The sequence below is a fragment of the Streptomyces sp. NPDC002994 genome, from assembly GCF_040611155.1.
Lineage (GTDB): Bacteria > Actinomycetota > Actinomycetes > Streptomycetales > Streptomycetaceae > Streptomyces.
In genome coordinates this window covers 138,256-154,920 of record NZ_JBEXNQ010000007.1, presented here as the reverse complement: position 1 = coordinate 154,920, position 16,665 = coordinate 138,256, and the positions used below count along the sequence as shown (strand labels likewise).

Here is a 16,665-nt window from a genome sequence, read left to right as displayed (position 1 = left end):
AGGGAGACGCCGAGCCCTGGCATCAACAGCTCTCTTCGAACTTCACCGCGGTAAGGGTGACCGGCTGCCCGTCGAGCTTGACGCCCGCCTTCGGATCCTGCCCGCAGACCTTCCAGTTCGACTCCACAAGGACCATCCGCTCCGCACCGGAGAGGTCGGTCACGGTGAGGCTGGTCGCACTGTCGAGGGCCTGCCGCGCGGCCTTGACCGACTTACCCGCGAAGTCTGGCATCGCAGCGCCGGCTTCCTTCGGCTCTCCCTGGTCTGCGGCGGGGCAGTCCTCCGTGAGCTTCACGGTTCCGAAGTCGACTTCGGTGTCGGCCGGGTGCTCGCCGGCCCTGGGGGTCTGGGTGCAGACCTTCCACTGCCGGTCGAGGACCTGGTTTCGTGCGCGCCCGAGGGAGTCGTGGGAGGTGAGGGCATAGAACCCTGCTGCCTGCGCCTGGTCCTGGGCGGACTGGAGGCCCTTGCCGACCATGTCGGGCAGTGTGGCGGGCTTCGTGTCGTCGTCGTTCCCCGGCTTGGCGGGGGCAGGAGCTCCGCTCCTGGTGGGGCTGTCCGGCGACGCCGGGGTGGTGTCCTGGCAGGCGGTCAGTGTGAGCAGCGCTGCGGCGGCGAGGGCGAGGGCGGCGGTGCGGGTGTGCATGATCCCCCCTGGGATTCCTGCTGATGAGGGGAGCATCGTGCCTTCGGTGTCGGGTGCGTGGTGCCGGTATGGCTGTTCCGTGACACAAAGAAGTACGTTTCTTACGAGGAGGTGTGTCTCGCGGATGCAGGCGGAAAGAGGGCTTGACGTGGCCGTGCTCGTCGGGCTGCAGGCGGCCGGGAAATCCACCTTCTACGGGCAGTACCTCTCTGGGAGTCACACGCTGGTCAGCAAGGACCTGTTCCCCCGCGGCGCCCGCAACAAGCAGCAGCGGCAGATGCGCCTGGTGGAAGAGTCACTGACCGCCGGAAGATCAGTGGCGCTCGACAACACCAACCCGTCGCCGGACGAGTGGGGACCGTTGGTAGCTGTGGCTCACGCCCACGAGGCGACCGTGACGGCGTACTGGTTTCCCCCGGACGTCGAGGGCTCCCTGCGACGCAATGCCGCGCGGGAGGGACGGGACCGTGTCCCGGACGTCGGAATCTTCGCCACGCTCAAGAGGCTGCGCAAGCCCGCGCTCTGTGACGGGTTCGACGCCGTGATGGAGGTGCGGTTCGACGGGCACGGCGGATTCGAAGCGCGGGAACTCCTGGGCGACCGGCAGCCCTGAGCATCTCAGTCGGTGGGCTCTGAAGGTGGGAGCAGCGTGCCGAGGGGCCCGAGGTCGAGGTTGAGGTCCTGCATGGTCAGGCCGTAGCGGGCGCAGAGATCGTTCATGCGGTCGTGCAGGACCATGAGGGTCGCGCCCAGGCGCTCCTCCTGCTCCTCGGTGAGGTCGCCGACGTCCACCCGATGCAGGGCCTGGCGTTCCATGAGCTGGCGGAGGAGTTCGACGAGGGTGAGCACCAGCTTGATCAGGTCTCGTTCCACAGTGTCGGGATCGGCGTTGATTCTGGCGCCGGGGCGAGTTGGCCGGTCGCGACCCGGCGGCGAGAGGTCCTGCGGGGCGGCGGGGAACAGGCGGAAGGCGCGGACGGCCGCGTCGGCCACTTCGTCGTAGCGGCTGCGGGGGTCCGGGTCCGGTGCGTCGGGCGTCATGGGGAGGGGAGGCTGCCGCGCGGGCCGGGCGGCGGGAGGGGGACGGGTCCGCCACGGTCCCAGGGGGACGGGGTCTCGGCGTTGATGGAGGCGATGAGGGCCCGCAAGGAAATGCGGACCAGGTCGATGTCGGCGATGGACAAGGTGACGTCACCTGTGATGACAACGCCCTCGGAGAGCAGGCGGTCCAGCAGATCGATGAGCGCGACCTGGCGGTCGGGCAGAGCCCGGCGGTCCGGCGAGCCGGACTCCGCATGACTGGACATCGAGGAACCGGCCGTCACTAGGTGATCACCTCCTGGCTCTTTTCACCGTGTTCATCCTGGCGGGGCGCGGCGAAGGAGTACGGCGCCCACGGTCCGGTGATCTCGACGCGGACCGTGTCGCTTTCCTCGGCGGCGCGCTGGACGGCGTGCCGGAAGTCGTCGGCACGGTCCTCGGGCACAAGGTAGGCGTCATTGACGATGTTTTCGCCCGCGCCGTGGGTGAGGGGGCCTTGTTGCAGGCGGTGGCGTGTGTGGGCGACGGCATGAGTACGGGCAGCGGCCTCGACGCCTTGCGCGGCCTGCTCGGCCGCCCGGTAGGCGTCCTGGCGGGTGTGCCGCTCCTGATGGCGGGCTCGTAGGTAGGCGCGGCCGGGACTCAGTTCGGCAGCGGGGGCGGCCGTGGAGACCGAAGGGACCGAGGGCGGATCGAAGTAGATCTTGACGCCCCACTCCACCCGGCCGGCCAGCTGGGCCAGGCGATGTTCGAACGCCAGACGGTCGGCTCCCATCATGGACAGGACACGGTCGTCGTCGCGGTAAATGGTCGCCAGCCGCAGCGGCAGAACGGTCGTACGGGCCGCCACCGCGTCGACCACCCGGTGGTGCGCCCGGGCGACCGCCTCCAGCCAGTCAATGTCCTCGAGGTGGGCCGCCAGCGGCGCCTCCTCGAAGTCGCTTGCGGGGACGCTGCTGACAACCGCTGCCAGGTCGTCGTCTTCGTCCGCCACCAGCCGCACCGGAGCGTCGGCGACACCCCGCAGGGCCGCTACCGCGTCGGACAGCCCGGTGCGCGCGGCTGCCACGCCGTACAGGTAGCTGACCGTCGCAGTCATCGGTCGGTCCTCGGAACGGGCCGGTTACCGGTCCGGGGGGGCTTGGCCGTGCTCGCCGTGCGCCGCGGACGCTCCTGCGCCTGCGCCTGCGCACGGTCCTCGGCCGGCGGCAGGGCCTGGGCGTCACGCATGGCGGCTATCTCCTCCCTCAGCAGCCGGTTTTCCTCGGCCAGCTCATTGGTGCCTCGGGCGCGGGAGGACAGCGCCGGGTCGTGCTCCCACCAGTCGATGCCCATTTCCTTGGCCTTGTCGACCGAGACCACCAGGAGGCGCAGCTTGATGGTGAGCAGTTCGATGTCGAGGAGGTTGATCTGGATGTCACCCGCGATGACGATGCCCTTGTTCAGCACCCGTTCCAGGATGTCGGCCAGGTTGGCCGAGGAGCCCTGCCCCTGGGCGGGGGAAGCTCGCGACGGGAATGGGCCGAGGCTGTTTTCGGTCACGGCCGTTCGACCTCGATTCAGGGTCGGTCAGCGTCGACTCGCGGCGCGGCGGCGCGGGCGTTCCTCTTCGTACGGCTCTCCCTCCGGTTCCGCGTCCTGTTCGTAGGGCTCTTCGTCCTCCTCTTCCTCCTCCTCGATTTCGTCCTCTTCGTCGGCTGCCTCCTCGGGCGCCCTCCGTGCCCTCGCAGGCTCGCCCTCGGGCTCCTCGTCCTCCTCCCAGCGCTCGCTCTCGTCCCAGCTTCCGTCCTGGTCTTCCTCTTCCCCGTCGCCGGCTTCGTCCTGCTCGTCGGCTTCTGCTTCTGCTTCTCCTTCTCCGCGACCCTCCTCGTCCTCGTCCTCGCGCTCGCGTACCACCTCGCCGTCGCGGATCTCACCGCGCCAGCCCTCAGCGGTCTTTTCCTGCATGGTGACGAACTTGCGGAACAGCTTCAGATCGAGCCGAACGCGGCGGCCCTGGGCGCGGACGAGGTTGCCCGTCTTCTCGACCAGCCCCTTGGGGAAGTACTCCACCACCAGGAGAACCTTGGTCAGGTTGTCACCGAGCCGGTGGAAGGTGACCACTCCCTTTGTTGTGCCTTTGGCGCCCTCGGAAGTCCACGCGATGCGCTCGTCCGGTACCTGTTCAGTGACCTTCGCCTTCCAGCTGCGGCCGGCCTTGGCCACCTTCACCTGCCAGTTGTAAGTGGTCTGGTCGGACTGATCGACGTTGACCACGCCCTTGGCGAAACGACTGAATTTCTGGAGCTCGGTCCACTGGTTGTAGGCCTGCTCCACTGGCACACCTATGTCGATGTCCTCGATGATGACGACGCTTTTCGCCCTGGTTTCACCCTTGCCGCCCTTGCCGCCCTTGCCGAACAGACCGGAGACCTTCTCCTTGAGGCCGCTGGTCAACGTGGACAGGCCCATGGCCCCGGCCGCCCGGGCCGGTGACTTGCCCTGGCCAAGTGCTTTGCCGCCCTTGGCCAGAGTGCCCAGGGTGTCGCTCACCGAGCTGTCGGGTTCGGCGAGTTGCTTGGTGGCCTCGCCCAGGCGCCGGCCCATGGTTGTCACGGTCCGCTCCGCGCGGGCTTGCAGGTACTGCTGGAGCTCTTCCATCAGCCGAGTCCCCGCGTCGCCGGCCAGCGGATTTTTGCTGTCGGTCATCCCTCCTGCCTCCTCTTCTTGGCAGTGCCGGCCCGGTCACCGCGCGGCGCGGCGGACTTGTCCGCTGCCTTCTTCTTGCGTGCCGGCTTCGCGGCTTTAGGGGGGCGCTCCTCCTCCTGAGCCTCTGCCTCCTCCTCCCGGCTGTCCTCTTCCTCTTCCTCTTCCTCGTCCTGCCGCGGCTTCCCCGGCTTCCCCGGCAGTTCGGAGGCTGTCTGCTCCTGGAGGCTGACAGTGCGCTCATGAAGCGAATCGGCCAGTTTGTCCGCGCGGGCGGTGACGACCGCGGTCGCGACTTCCTTTCCGGCACTGAGCAGCTCCTTGCGGACCTGCTCGCTGACGGCTTCCAGAGCCGGGGAGCCGGTGATCGCGGAAGTGATCTTCTTCGTATCCACGTTCTTCTTGATCACCCAGGCGGCGACAGCCATGGCCAACTTGGCATTCTTCGTTCGTCCCAGCGCGTAACTGCCCAAAAGCGCCGCACCTGCGGTTGCTTTGTTCATGCTCCCTGGGCCTCCCTGTAGCGGCGGATCTCATCGAGCCGCTCCAGCAGCTCGTCCTCACGCCGGTCGAACGTCTCCTCGTCGATCTCGCCGGCCTCCAGTGCGTGTTCCAGCTCGGCGAGCTCCTGCATCACGGGACCGGGATCGTAGAACTGCTCCTCCGCGGCCCGCACGACCTGCTGCACCACCCACCCGACCCCCCGCACGGGGGCCAGCGGGAGGGTCAGAATTTGGCTGACCAGACCCATGGCGACATCTCCAGTGCTTCAGGTATCTAGACGAAGCTGTAGGGCGGCAGCGGCCCGTGGAGGCGGAAGTCGAAGTCCTCACCGCGCCGTTCGGCAAGGTCTCTTTCCGCAGCGGCGAAGTCGCTCTGCCGGGCCTGCTCCACCAGGAACGAGACGCTGACGAAGTCCTCGCCTGTCGGATCCGACATGCGGATGTCACGCGCCAGCGGGCGTAGCGCTTCCACGGTTTCCGCCGCGAAGGCCTCGTGGCGCAGCTGGACCTGCCCGGCGACCAGCTCTCCGAGCGCGATCTGCAGATCCTGGCCACCGCGGCCGCTGCGGATCTCCTCGTTCAGCCGGCGCGCCTCTTCGGACTGGAGCAGAATCTCCCGCAGCAGGGGTTCCTCGGCACACGACGCCTTCAGGTGGAACTCCACACAGCCGTCCAGCGCCGACAGCCGCTCCCGGTAGGCCTCGGCTCTCTCCTCCAGGACTTGCTGCACTGCTTCCTCATCGGGCGCCACCGCACCGAAACGCAGCGGCAGCACGCTGCCGTCGGCCATCAGGCGCTCCAGTACCGACTGGTGCGCCAGTACGTCGCGCCGCTTGGCCTTCAGCCCGTCCGGCGCATCGCTGACCACGGCGGCCAGCGACCCGCCATTGACGGTGCGCAGCTTCTCCGGCGGTTCGCCCACACCATTGACGCCTTCCAGGCGCAGGGGATGGGCCGCAGCTGTGATCGCGTAGACATAGACCGCCATGGCTCACTCTTCCCGGTGCCGGGAAGGACGGCGCGAGGGCCGTGACCTCTCCCGCTCCTCTGCCGGCTCAGGCTCTTCCTCACGGCCTTGCTGGAGGGAGTCTGTGAATGCCTCCACCGCACCCGTGAGAGCGCCCTTGCTCTTGCCCTTTGCTCCGCCTTCTGTGACCTGGCCGACGACGTCGGTCAGCTGGCTCGGCGCCTTGCGCCCGGTCTCGAGATCGAGCCGGTTGCAGGCCTCGGCGAAGCGCAGATAGGTGTCGACGCTGGCCACCACGACACGGGCGTCGATCTTCAGGATTTCGATGCCTACCAGCGAAACCCGGACGAAGACGTCGATGACGAGCCCGCGATCCAAGATCAATTCCAGGACGTCGTACAGCGATCCGGAGCCACTACCGCCCTGGGCTACGCCGCCTCCGCCACTTTGCGGCACCACGGTCATGGTGCCTCCCTTCGTGGGCAACACCCCTGGTGCGCCCCATTCCGGCTGTGTTCACCTGTATGGGCACAGATTCCGGCGGCACTGGGCCAATCACTCAGCCACGCCGGTCGATCTGGCCGCGTGTGTACCTGCGGATCCGCTCGTACGCCATCAGCTCACCGTCCTTGTCGAGCGTCACCCGGTAGCTCGCCATGACACTGGTCGTCTCGGGGATGCGCTCGAGTTCCAGCACTTCCACCTCGGCCTCCCACCCGTCATCGGTGGGCCGCACCGCGGAGACGGACTCTGGCGCCCTCCCCAGCAGGCCCTCCAGCTGCTGCGCAGCCGACCGCATGGCCCGCGGTGCGGAAAGGCGCTGCGGGCGGCGGGGGCGCTCTTCGTCGCCGTCTCGATCTGGAGGCATGCTCCACCCAAAAGCCCTGAAAGGCGATTTACATACAGATTTGCATTTTATCGAACATCTTGGCGTCCAGCGCGACAGCGGCACCGGGCCGTCCGCCGGGCCGCCCGCCGCACCGGCCTACACCGGCTGCGGCGCGAAGGACAGCAGCTCGTCCAAGCCTGGCTGGACGACGGCGCAGCTGTTCTCGGGAACCTCGTTCCAGACGCCCGGAAGATCACCCAATGGCTCCGACACGATGAGGCGCGTCTCCGCGGAGACACCTCGCAGGAATTCGAGGTCGGGGTGGAGCGCCCGCACGGCGTCGGCCCGGCTGCTGTAGAAGAGCGACCGCGATGTCCCCTGGCTCGAGTACCGGAAAGCCCAGAGCCGCTCACTGTCGGTCACCGCGATGGTCATCTGGAGCGGAAACTCCACCCCGTGCTCCCGGCACAGCCTTTCGACCAGCCCGGCCATCCGGGCCACCGCACCCGGTGCGTCCTGGTCGAGGCCCAGGGTGATCGCCAGGTAGAACATCACTTCCGAATCCGTCGACCCCTCGAGCAGGGAGAACAGCGTGGGGTCGATGGCCAGGCAGAGATCGCGCCGCATCCGGTGGAAATCGGTGATCGCACCGTTGTGCATCCACATCCACCGGCCGTGGCGAAAGGGGTGGCAGTTCGTCTGCTGCACGGCCGCACCGGTCGACGCGCGGACATGAGCGAAGAACAGCGGCGAGCGAACGTGGTCCGCGATCTCCTGCAGGTTGCGGTTGTTCCAGGCGGGACCTGTGTCCCGGACGATGGCCGGCGTACCCGCGTCGGATCCGTACCAGCCGATGCCGAATCCGTCGCCGTTGGTCGTCTCGACCCCCATCCGCGAATGGAGACTCTGGTCGATCAAGGAGTGGGCGGGCTTGTACAGAATGTCACCGAGCAGAACAGGGGTTCCGGAGTAGGCAAGCCATCGGCACATGGAGAGCACTCTCCTTTCCGTCGACGCCGCCCGCGTCGCGCGACGGCCACGGCGCGCCACGGGCGCCGGGCCGCTCGCCCTCTGGCGGATGCCCCGGATCGCCGGCGGGAAACAGCCGGGCTCAGGTGCCGGACTTCCGGCCGTAGACGAAGACGTCGTCGCCGTTGCGGAGCATGTTCCAGTACTTCGCGGCGTCGTTCTTCGTCATGTTTACGCACCCGTGCGAGCCGGGCGGCGCCCAGACGCTGATTCCGACCGAGTGGAAAGCCTGTCCGCCGTCGAAGAACTGGCTGTACGGCATCGGCACGTTGTACAGGCTGGACACGTGGTCGATGTTCCGCCAGTAGACCTTCTTCAGGCCGGTGCGGGTCTCGTAGCCGTTACGGCCGGTACGCACCGGGACCGGTCCGTACGCCAGCTCGTTGCCGTCCTGGATCCAGCTGAGCTGGAGCGTCAGGTCGACGCAGGCGATACGGCCCTTGTTCGTCGGGCACTTGCCGGCCCTGTTCGGGTTCTTACCGACGGCCTTCTGCTTGTTCATGAGGTCCATGACGCCCCAAGTGATGGGGCCGGCGAACCCGGCATTGGGGCTGATCGAGTGTTTCGTCTGGAATGCCTGGATCGCCTTGCAGTCGGCGGCTGACTGCCTTCCGTCCACCGGGCGGCCGAGGAACTTCTCGACCTGCTTCTGGTAGGTCCCGGTCCGCGTCGTGCACGACGCGGCCTGAGCCGTCGTGCTTCCCATGACCACAGTGAGCGGGGCCACCAGTGCGGTGATCCCGAGCATGACAATTCCTCTTCGGCGTATGTCACTCACGGCTGTCCCCTCCTTGTGAGCGCGCAATTCACGTTCTGCCTGGTAGACGGCGAAATGGCCGCAGGAGTTGCACGCAAGAAGGAGACGGTTCCGTAACTACGTGCCGCGGCCGGGGGCGGCGCATACGGGTGAGACACCGCTGGCGCGTGGGAGTCCTGCGACGGTGGAGCGCCGGATCCGAGGAAGCTCGGGCTGTGAGTGACGAGAAAGCAACACACACCTCCGGGCCCGGTCGTCGAAGCCTGCTGGCCGGCATGGGCGCGGCCGCCGTTCCGGTCATGGCTCTTTCCGCCCCGCCTGCGGCTCATGCCATCGGCCGGACGGTTCGCGCGCAGTCCCCTACCGGGCAGCATCAGGCAGGCCCGAGCGTGGTGTTCGGCCACGTGCTGCACTTCCTCAAGGATCCGGGTGACCCGCCCGACCCCACGGCGTGGGAACTGTTCGAGGACGGAGCACTCGCGATCGGCGGGGACGGCAAGGTCGCCTACGCCGGGCCGGCCAGTGACCTGCCTGAGCGGCTGCGCCGTGGTGCGCGGACGATCGACCACCGCGGGCACCTGATCGTGCCGGGATTTGTCGACACCCACATTCACGCCGCACAAGTGGACGTGATCGCCTCCTACGGCAAGCAGCTGCTGGAGTGGCTCGAGACGTACGTTTTCCCGGCGGAGGCGAAGTTCGACCGGGCGGCGCACGCCCGGGCGCTGGCCGGATACTTCCTCGACCGGCTGCTGGCGGCCGGAACCACGACCGCGAGCGTGTTCCCCACCATCCATCCCGCCTCGGTGGACGCGTTCTTCGAGCAGTCCCTGCAGCGGGGGCTGCGCATGCTGTGCGGCAAGGTGCTGATGGACCGGGAGCCGTACGCACCGGCCTATCTCTGTGACCGCAGCGTCGCCGAGGCCGAGCAGCAGACCCGTGAGCTGATCGGCCGCTGGCACGGCAAGGACCGCCTCGGCTACAGCATCACGCCCCGCTTCGCCCCGACTTCGACGGAGCCGATGCTGGCCATGACCGGCCGGCTGCTGGAAGAACACCCCGACCTGTGGCTGCAGACCCACGCGGCGGAGAACAAGGACGAAGTCGCGCTGGTGAAGAAGCTGTTCGGCGGCCGCTCCTACATCGACGTCTACGAGCGCTACGGCCTGCTGACCAAACGCTCCCTGTTCGCCCACTGCGTCCACATCGACGCCACCGACCGTGCCCGCCTCGCTGCGGCCGGCTCGTCGGTGGCCTTCTGCCCCACATCCAACCTCTTCCTCGGCAGCGGCCTGTTCGACCTCCACGCCGCCCGCAGGAGCAAGGTGAGTGTCGGACTGGGCACCGACGTCGGCGCCGGCACGAGTTACTCCCTGCTGACCACCCTCAACGAGGCGTACAAGGTCACCGCCCTGCGGGGAAGGACCCTCTCCCCCTACCGCGGCTTCTACCTGGCCACACTCGGCGGCGCTCAGGCACTCGACCTCGACGACACCATCGGCAACTTCCGACCGGGCAACGAAGCCGACTTCACCGTCCTGGACTTCACCGCCACCGAAACCCTCGCCCGCCGCACCGACGTCGCCAAGGACTTCACCGAACGGCTCTTCGCGCTGATGATCCTCGGCGACGAACGCGCCGTCGCGGCCACCTACGCCCAAGGGCGCCTGGTGCACGACCGTGAGATCGCGTGCTTGGGGTAGCCTGCGGTGATCATTCACGCTCAGGGGTGGGGACTTCATGGGGCAGGACCTGGCGCGGGGCATCGTCCCGGCGGCGGCGCTGGCCGTACTGACGCTGGCCGGCTGTTCGGCGGCGCCGGACAGCGGTACGGCCGTACGGGACAAGTCGGCCAAGCAGCCGAGCCAGAGCGCGGAGGCCGAGGCGACGGCCAAGGGTGCGAGCATCGGCCGCACCGGTACGCCGTGCGTCCTGCCCGTCTCGTTCACCACCGCTGCCGACTGGACGGCGGAGAAGGTGAAGGCCGGCGACGACCCCGTGTTCGGCTCGATCGCCAGACAGGGCACCGTGAAGCTCGTCTGTGAGATCGACGCCAAGCCCACCGGATACATCGGCTACCTGCGCGTCTGGACCGGTGATGACGCCGGCACCCCGCGCAAGGTTCTCGAAGGATTCATGGCGGAGGAGTCCAAGGCCACGACGGTCCGCTACCGCGAGACGAAGGCCGGGGACCTCCCCGCCACCGAGGTCACCTACCTCCGCACCACCGAGCTCGCGGACGAGCCGAAGAAGGAACGGGCGCTCGCCGTCAGCACCCCGCGCGGCGCGGTGGTGCTGCACCTGGGCGGGTTGGACACGTGGGAGCACGAGCAGATGCTGCCGGCGTACGAACTGGCGAAGGAAACCATGGTAGCCACGGGCTGACGACCGGCCAAGGAGAGCAGCCAAGGAGATCAGTGGCGGGCTCCTGCGGCGGGACTACGGGCTCGTGGAGGTGACATTCTCGCCGGCGCCTCAAGGGCCGATGTCCTGCGTCGCCTTCGGCGTGAAGAGCCACCGGTTGCTCCACGGCCGCTCCGAGAGCATCGTGCCGTCGCCGCTCTCAGATGAATACGGGAGCTTCGCGCCCCGGGTCCGACACGACGAGCTGCGGACCGTCATCCGGTCGCTGGGCTGCGCAGTTGAACTTGAGGACGAGTCAAGCGACGTACACGCTATCAGGTACCGGAATCCTGACTGGTGGGGTCCGCGGCAGCAAGCGGCGGTAAGGCGTATGGTGCGGCTGCGGACCGGAGGACGGTGTCTCCCCGGTCCGCAGCCGGTTGAGGGGGTTGACCGGTCTCTCAGCAGTAGAGGTTCGAGCCGGTGGGGACACCCAGGATCTGGGTGAACTGCTGGTACTTGCTGACACGGCTCTGGACCTGCGCCGGGTTCTTGCCGTCGCATTCGAGCGAGCCGTTGATCGAGCGGATGGTGTGGCCGAAGCCGGCCTGGTTGACCATGGCGTTGTGCCCGGTCATCGTGCCGGGGCCGCTCTGGGTGTTCCAGTACCAGAGGCCCGTCTTCCAGGCCACCGCGGCCTCGTTCTGGACACGCCACGGGTTGTTGAGCAGGTCGATGCCGAGCGCGTCACCCGCGGCCTTGTAGTTGAAGTTCCAGCTGAGCTGGATGGGCCCTCGCCCGTAGTACGCCGCCTGACCGGCCGGGCAGCCGTAGGGCCGGCTCCAGTCGCAGTAGTGCGGGTAGTTGGCCTGGTTCTGCTCGACGACGTGGACCAGTCCGCCGGTCTCGTGGCTGACGTTCGCCAGGAAGGCCGCGGCCTCCTGCTTCTTCACCGTGTCACTTCCGGTGTTCGCGAAGCCGGGGTACGCGCTCAGGGCCGCGGTGAGGCCGCTGTAGGAGTAGAAGGAATTCCGGTTCGGGAACATCTGGTTGAACTGCGATTCGCTGACCACGAAGCCGGACGGGGACGGGTTGCCGCCGCCACAGGTGTGCGGGTTCCAGTACCAGGTGCTGACGGTCGGGTCGTAGCCCGGGTTGTAGTGCTCGGCAATGTAGTACGCGCCGTTGTATCTGACAACGTTGCCAGTCGTGTACCAGGCGCCCTGTTGCCAGTTCGGCGCGGTGTCGCAGACGGTCACCGCGGACGTCGCGGACGCCGAGGGCGTCAGCGCCACGACGAGGCCTGTGGCGACGAGGAACGCAGCCAGCATGGCCATTAGGCGTGTTCTCAGCACTCGATCACTCCTTTGAGCGCAACGGCCCGACCAGAGAACGCAGTTGGTCTCCCGGTCACGGCCGTGGTGGGGGGCTGTGTCCCACACTCAAGCGTGATGCCATGACCGAGTCAAGGTATAGACCAATGGGCCCATGCATGGTTACGCCAGGACCACGGTGAGCATCGCCGAAACGACCGTGCACACAGCAACGGACAGCATCACCATCCGCACCGGCCCGCTCAGTCGGCCGCCCGCAGACCGCAGCCACACGCCGGGGGCGGAGTCCTTCGCGGCCCGCTCCGACTCAACAGCCGTAGTGGCATGTGGAGCTGAGGTGCTGCTGCTGCCCTGACGCATCTGCGCACACCACACACAGTCACTGCCGCCATCTCCATGCAGCGGCGAGTCCAGCCAGTACGCACCCAGCAATGAAGCGCCGAACTCCGGGACAGGGTCATTACCGAATGCCTCCATGTCCGAACCAACGGCCGGCCCGGAGCATCGGAACCGTCCGGCATCCCTTCTGCAACGCCACCGTCATCGAGCCGTTAGCTGCGGGTTCGTACGATCTGATCAAACCTCTGCTGTCAGCGCGGGGGCTCTCGGCCCGGCGGCGCCGTCCTGATCACCTAGACTCGGCGGATGGCGAAGTATTTCGACGTGCACCCCGAGAATCCTCAGCGGCGCACCATCAGCAATGTGGCTGACAGCATCCGGTCCGGCGCGCTCGTCGCGTATCCGACGGACTCCTGTTACGCACTGGGATGCCAGCTGGGCAATCGTGAGGGTCTCGGCCGGATCCGCTCCATCCGGAACCTCGACGATCGTCACCACTTCACCCTCGTGTGCCAGGACTTCGCGCAGCTGGGTCAGTTCGTGCACGTCGACAACGACGTGTTCCGCGCGATCAAGGCGGCGACGCCCGGCAGCTACACCTTCATCCTGCCGGCGACGAAGGAGGTGCCCCGCCAGCTGCTCCACCCGAAGAAGAAGACTGTCGGAGTACGCATTCCCGACCATGTCGTCACTCAGGCCCTGCTCGCCGACCTCGGCGAGCCGTTGCTCTCCAGCACCCTGCTCCTGCCCGACGAGGACGAGCCGCTGACGCAAGGGTGGGAGATCAAGGAACGACTCGACCACGTGGTGGACGCCGTGGTCGACTCGGGCGACTGCGGCACCGAGCCGACCACGGTCATCGACTTCTCCAGCGGCGAGGCGGAGATCGTACGCCGAGGCGCAGGCGACACCGCACGGTTCGAGTAACCGCGGTACGCGCGGCACTCTTCCGCCGCGCAAGGGCTACAGACAACGGCCGCGTCAGCGCGATGCGCCGAAGACCTGCGTCCACCAAGGGCCACCGGAGGCGTCGTGGATTCCGATGCCTATTTCTTTGAATGAGCAGTTGAGTATGTTGGCCCGGTGGCCGGAACTGTTCATCCAGGACTCCATCACCTGGGCTGGGGTCCGCTGGCCCATGGCTATGTTCTCGCCGTACGTGCTCCAGGCGTAACCGGCGGCTGTGATGCGTTCGCCGGGGCCCGCGCCGTCCGGGTTGGTGTGGTCGAAGAAGTCACGGGCGGCCATGTCCGCGGAGTGGCGCTGGGCTGCCGTGTTCAGGCGGCTGTTCTGGCGGACCGGGCCGCAACCGCTGTCGGCCCGCTCCGCGTTGACCAGATCAGTGACCTGCTGGTTGAAGGACGAGGGGCTTGCGCCCGACTGGGTCGTGGGGCGGGGCTTCGGGGCCGCTGGGCGCGGGGCGGTTTGGGAGGAGATCTTGGGGGAGGGCTTGCTCGGAGTCGGCCGAGGAGTCGCTTTCGCGGGCTTCCTGGTTGGCGAGGCCTTGGCCGAGGTGCGTGGGGCGGCGGAAGGCGATGAGGGCGCCGACGTCGTCGGGGAGGCAGTCGGCGACGAGGCGACGACGGGCGGGAGGGCCGCATCGGCGGCTGCCCGTGACCGGGTCGTCTCCGAGGCCTCGCCCGGCTTCAGCGTCGTCCAGCCGGCGTACCCACCGCCACCCACCAGCAGCACCGCAGCCGAGGCCGCGACCGCCCGCCGGCGCCGCGACCGTCGGCCGCGCCGCTCCTGGAGGCGTCCGGCGGGCACGAGCTGGACGGGGGCGTCACCGTGCGCGGCAAGGCCAAAAGCCTCGGGTTCGCCCGACATGACCGCACCGGCCAGCGTGGCGCTCACCGGGATCAGCCCCAGGCCGACCAGGAGTCTTTCGGCCGGCACCAGTTCCGCGCCGTACCCGGAGCAGACCGTGCAGTCACGAGCGTGGCGCGCCAGCCGCTTGCGCCACAGCGCGGACGGTACGCCGTTCCACACGGACAGGCCATCGTCCAGCAGTACACACCGTGGCACCGCCGACAAGGCGCGTACGACGACGCGCGCCGTCTCCAGCTGCGCCTTCATGCGCTGCACCCGCACCGCGGTGTGCTGCGGTGACAGTTCCATCGCGGCAGCCACCTCGGCCCGCGTGAGCTCGCCCGCCGCCTCGAGCCACCACAGCGACAACAGCGCCCGGTCGTCGGCGTCCAGCCAGCGGGTCGCTTCCGCGACTTCCCGGCGCTGCCCCGACAGGCCCAGGCGCACGATGGTCAGGTCCACGAAGTCCGCGCCGGGATCAGCCAGCTCGAGGGCCTCCGCCAGCTCGCTGCCGGCCTGGTCCACTCGACGGGCCTGCCAGCGGTCGCGTATCTGATTCATCGTGATGGCCACCAGCCAAGACCGGAAGGTGGCCGGATCGCGCAGCGAGCCGAGGCCACCCAGCGCGCGGATCAGCGTCTCCTGCACTACGTCATCGACATCGGCATGCCCGCTCAGCGCCCGGCCCACGATGTTGTAGACGAGTGGCAGATACGCGGTGACGAGCTCGTCCTGCGCCCGCTGGTCGCCGCCCTGCGCCGCCTTGACCACTGCGGCTTCACGTTCGCTGCCCACACTCGGCTCTCTTCCTCGGGCTGCGCCCGTTTCCTCGCTGTTGTGTCCGACACCAGGGAGACCGGCTGCGGGGAGGGGGATAACAGAAAAGCACACGCGTTCTATGGCGAGTGGCCGGGGGCGGCGGCGGGAGCGCCGCGAGAGATCCACTCGTCAGTCGTCGATGCGGTCCATGACGCGGCCGAGGTCGACGAACTTGAAGCCGGTCGCTTCTCTCCCTTCGGGGACCGATGGCGTGTCGTGGCCGTCCTGGACGACGAGCAGGCCACGCGGGTACTTCGTGCCGAGCGGGGCGTTGAGGACGGCGGCGCCGTCGCATTCCTCGGAGCCGTCGAGGGTCCGGCCGGTGGCTACGACGCGGAATCCGCCCTCGTACTCGTTGTCGTCCCGCACCTCGCGGTCGTACAGGGCGAAGGTGTCGTCCCCTTGACTCGAGGCGAGGATGTACCCGTCGCCGTCGGTCTCGGTGAGCAGCGTCAGCCCCTCGACGTCCGCCGCGAGGCGCTCGCCGCCGAAGCCGGGGTCGGAGCCGGGGGCACATTCCTCGGTCTCCTCGTCGTACGCGCCCGGAATGCCGTATTCGCGGACCTTGTCGATGAGCTTCGGCGCCCCTGTGAGGTCGGCGCGCACGCGCCAGACACCGACGTCCTCCTGTCCGGCGTAGAGCGTGCCGTTGGCCGGGTCCACCACCATGCCCTCCACCTGAGGCAGTTCTCCGGGTTCCACGCACGGCGTCCACGAGGTGCCGTTCGGCAGGCTGAAAGTGGACGGGAGGTCGAGATCCCGGATCTTGCGATAGGTGACCGCGCCGTCGGGGGTGGAGAGGAGTTCCAGCAGGGCGACGGCGGTACGGTTTCGGCGGCTGACCAGGGCATAGGAGCGGCCGCTCGCCGAGTCCGTCCAGATCGCGAGACCGTAAGCAGTCTGCTGGTCGTTGACCTCGTCCTGGTTGGCCGAGAAGACGTGTGGGGCGGACGGGTCGGTGACGTCCGTGAGCGGGCCACCGCGGTGGCGCCGGTCTATGCGGTAGATCCGCAGCCGGTCGTGGCCGCGGTCGCTGACCACCGCCAGGTCGGCGCGCCCGGTCGGCAGCCGCAGGCCGTGGACCAGGTCGACGTTGTTGAACCGGCCGGGAGCGTCGTCGGGGCCGGGTGCGGAAGGCGCCGGTATCGACTGCACCTCCCGGGCGTCGAGGTCGTAGACCCGCAGGCCGCCCTCTTTGGCCGTGGTGATGACCAGGCTGGCGTCGGGGTCGGCGGAGTTGCGCCAGATCGCGGGGTCGTCGGCGTTGGCGCTGCCGCCCGCCTCGTCGTCGTACAACGTGGGCGTTTCGGCTCTCGGGGTGACGGCGGGCAGCGCCTCGGAGGCGTGGGTGCGCGCCTGGGCGGGTGCGAGGGCGGCGATTACGGATAACGCAGTGCCCAGGATCAGGGCCGCCGAGCGGACAGGACGGTTCGCACTCATGAAGGTCTCCTTACTGTCGGCACCATGCCGATCGCCGGGCGTGAGCATCCAACCGCAGGGTGGCCGCGAGCCATCCGGTAAGAGGTACGTACGTGTGCGGGCAGTGAACTCACACCTGGCCCGG

Annotated in this window: 21 protein-coding genes; 5 read left to right on the top strand and 16 right to left on the bottom strand. The window is 68.2% G+C overall.

What is annotated here, in order from left to right; all coding sequences use genetic code 11:
• Positions 1–22: 22 nt before the first annotated feature.
• A complete protein-coding gene (locus tag ABZX79_RS11400; protein WP_355254637.1) occupies positions 23–646 on the bottom strand; it encodes a PASTA domain-containing protein in 624 nt (207 codons plus the stop codon).
• Between the two features lie 148 nt (positions 647–794).
• On the opposite strand from ABZX79_RS11400, the gene ABZX79_RS11395 reads away from it, so the two are divergent.
• The gene (locus ABZX79_RS11395) at positions 795–1,259 is read left to right on the top strand and encodes an ATP-binding protein (RefSeq protein ID WP_355254635.1); all 465 of its coding nucleotides are present in this window, start codon (positions 795–797) and stop codon (positions 1,257–1,259) included.
• A gap of 5 nt (positions 1,260–1,264) precedes the next feature.
• Here ABZX79_RS11395 and ABZX79_RS11390 read toward each other — a convergent pair whose 3' ends face one another.
• From ABZX79_RS11390 to ABZX79_RS11335, 12 genes are all read right to left on the bottom strand, one after another.
• Entirely contained in the window at positions 1,265–1,687 is a 423-nt protein-coding gene (locus ABZX79_RS11390; RefSeq protein WP_355254633.1) for a gas vesicle protein K, read from the bottom strand.
• The gene (locus ABZX79_RS11385) at positions 1,684–1,953 is read right to left on the bottom strand and encodes a gas vesicle protein (RefSeq protein WP_355254631.1); all 270 of its coding nucleotides are present in this window, start codon (positions 1,951–1,953) and stop codon (positions 1,684–1,686) included. The genes ABZX79_RS11390 and ABZX79_RS11385 overlap by 4 nt, the downstream gene beginning before the upstream one ends.
• A gap of 17 nt (positions 1,954–1,970) precedes the next feature.
• Entirely contained in the window at positions 1,971–2,786 is an 816-nt protein-coding gene (locus ABZX79_RS11380; protein WP_355254629.1) for a GvpL/GvpF family gas vesicle protein, read from the bottom strand.
• Positions 2,783–3,229: a gas vesicle protein gene (locus tag ABZX79_RS11375; RefSeq protein ID WP_355254627.1), complete on the bottom strand. Its 447-nt coding sequence runs from the start codon at positions 3,227–3,229 to the stop codon at positions 2,783–2,785. Before ABZX79_RS11375 ends, ABZX79_RS11380 begins: the two co-directional genes overlap by 4 nt.
• A 27-nt stretch (positions 3,230–3,256) precedes the next feature.
• Entirely contained in the window at positions 3,257–4,375 is a 1,119-nt protein-coding gene (locus ABZX79_RS11370; RefSeq protein WP_355254625.1) for an SRPBCC family protein, read from the bottom strand.
• Positions 4,372–4,875: a hypothetical protein gene (locus ABZX79_RS11365; protein ID WP_355254623.1), complete on the bottom strand. Its 504-nt coding sequence runs from the start codon at positions 4,873–4,875 to the stop codon at positions 4,372–4,374. The genes ABZX79_RS11370 and ABZX79_RS11365 overlap by 4 nt, the downstream gene beginning before the upstream one ends.
• Positions 4,872–5,123 carry a gas vesicle protein GvpG gene (locus tag ABZX79_RS11360; RefSeq protein WP_355254621.1) on the bottom strand — a complete coding sequence of 84 codons (252 nt, stop codon included), beginning with the start codon at positions 5,121–5,123 and terminating at the stop codon, positions 4,872–4,874. Before ABZX79_RS11360 ends, ABZX79_RS11365 begins: the two co-directional genes overlap by 4 nt.
• A gap of 26 nt (positions 5,124–5,149) precedes the next feature.
• Positions 5,150–5,863, bottom strand: coding sequence for a GvpL/GvpF family gas vesicle protein (locus ABZX79_RS11355; RefSeq protein WP_355254619.1), 714 nt, complete (start codon positions 5,861–5,863; stop codon positions 5,150–5,152).
• Positions 5,864–5,866: 3 nt separating this feature from the next.
• Positions 5,867–6,307 (bottom strand): gas vesicle structural protein GvpA, encoded by a 441-nt coding sequence (locus ABZX79_RS11350; RefSeq protein WP_355254617.1) that lies wholly within the window; start codon positions 6,305–6,307, stop codon positions 5,867–5,869.
• 94 nt (positions 6,308–6,401) lie between these two features.
• On the bottom strand, positions 6,402–6,710 hold the full coding sequence (locus tag ABZX79_RS11345; protein ID WP_355254615.1) for a gas vesicle protein: 309 nt from the start codon (positions 6,708–6,710) through the stop codon (positions 6,402–6,404).
• Positions 6,711–6,827: 117 nt separating this feature from the next.
• Positions 6,828–7,661, bottom strand: a complete 834-nt coding sequence (locus ABZX79_RS11340; protein WP_355254613.1) for a class II glutamine amidotransferase — start codon at positions 7,659–7,661, stop codon at positions 6,828–6,830.
• Positions 7,662–7,782: 121 nt separating this feature from the next.
• The gene (locus ABZX79_RS11335; protein WP_355254611.1) at positions 7,783–8,478 is read right to left on the bottom strand and encodes a L,D-transpeptidase; all 696 of its coding nucleotides are present in this window, start codon (positions 8,476–8,478) and stop codon (positions 7,783–7,785) included.
• Positions 8,479–8,672: 194 nt separating this feature from the next.
• On the opposite strand from ABZX79_RS11335, the gene guaD reads away from it, so the two are divergent.
• Together guaD and ABZX79_RS11325 are read left to right on the top strand one after the other, a co-directional pair.
• Positions 8,673–10,160 carry a guanine deaminase gene (gene guaD / locus ABZX79_RS11330; RefSeq protein WP_355254609.1) on the top strand — a complete coding sequence of 496 codons (1,488 nt, stop codon included), beginning with the start codon at positions 8,673–8,675 and terminating at the stop codon, positions 10,158–10,160.
• Between the two features lie 37 nt (positions 10,161–10,197).
• Complete coding sequence (locus ABZX79_RS11325) at positions 10,198–10,842, top strand: lipoprotein (RefSeq protein ID WP_355254607.1); 645 nt, start codon at positions 10,198–10,200, stop codon at positions 10,840–10,842.
• A gap of 419 nt (positions 10,843–11,261) precedes the next feature.
• Here the strand turns inward: ABZX79_RS11325 and ABZX79_RS11320 are convergent, their stop codons facing one another.
• Positions 11,262–12,155, bottom strand: coding sequence for a glycoside hydrolase family 19 protein (locus ABZX79_RS11320; protein WP_355254605.1), 894 nt, complete (start codon positions 12,153–12,155; stop codon positions 11,262–11,264).
• A 133-nt stretch (positions 12,156–12,288) separates the two neighbouring features.
• Here ABZX79_RS11320 and ABZX79_RS11315 point away from each other — a divergent pair, with 133 nt between their 5' ends.
• On the top strand, positions 12,289–12,489 hold the full coding sequence (locus tag ABZX79_RS11315) for a hypothetical protein (RefSeq protein WP_355254603.1): 201 nt from the start codon (positions 12,289–12,291) through the stop codon (positions 12,487–12,489).
• 290 nt (positions 12,490–12,779) lie between these two features.
• Entirely contained in the window at positions 12,780–13,400 is a 621-nt protein-coding gene (locus tag ABZX79_RS11310; protein WP_355254601.1) for an L-threonylcarbamoyladenylate synthase, read from the top strand.
• A 54-nt stretch (positions 13,401–13,454) separates the two neighbouring features.
• On the opposite strand, the gene ABZX79_RS11305 is transcribed toward ABZX79_RS11310, so the two are convergent.
• Positions 13,455–15,077 carry a sigma-70 family RNA polymerase sigma factor gene (locus tag ABZX79_RS11305; RefSeq protein WP_355254599.1) on the bottom strand — a complete coding sequence of 541 codons (1,623 nt, stop codon included), beginning with the start codon at positions 15,075–15,077 and terminating at the stop codon, positions 13,455–13,457.
• A 153-nt stretch (positions 15,078–15,230) separates the two neighbouring features.
• A complete protein-coding gene (locus ABZX79_RS11300; RefSeq protein WP_355254597.1) occupies positions 15,231–16,541 on the bottom strand; it encodes a phytase in 1,311 nt (436 codons plus the stop codon).
• Positions 16,542–16,665 lie beyond the last annotated feature (124 nt).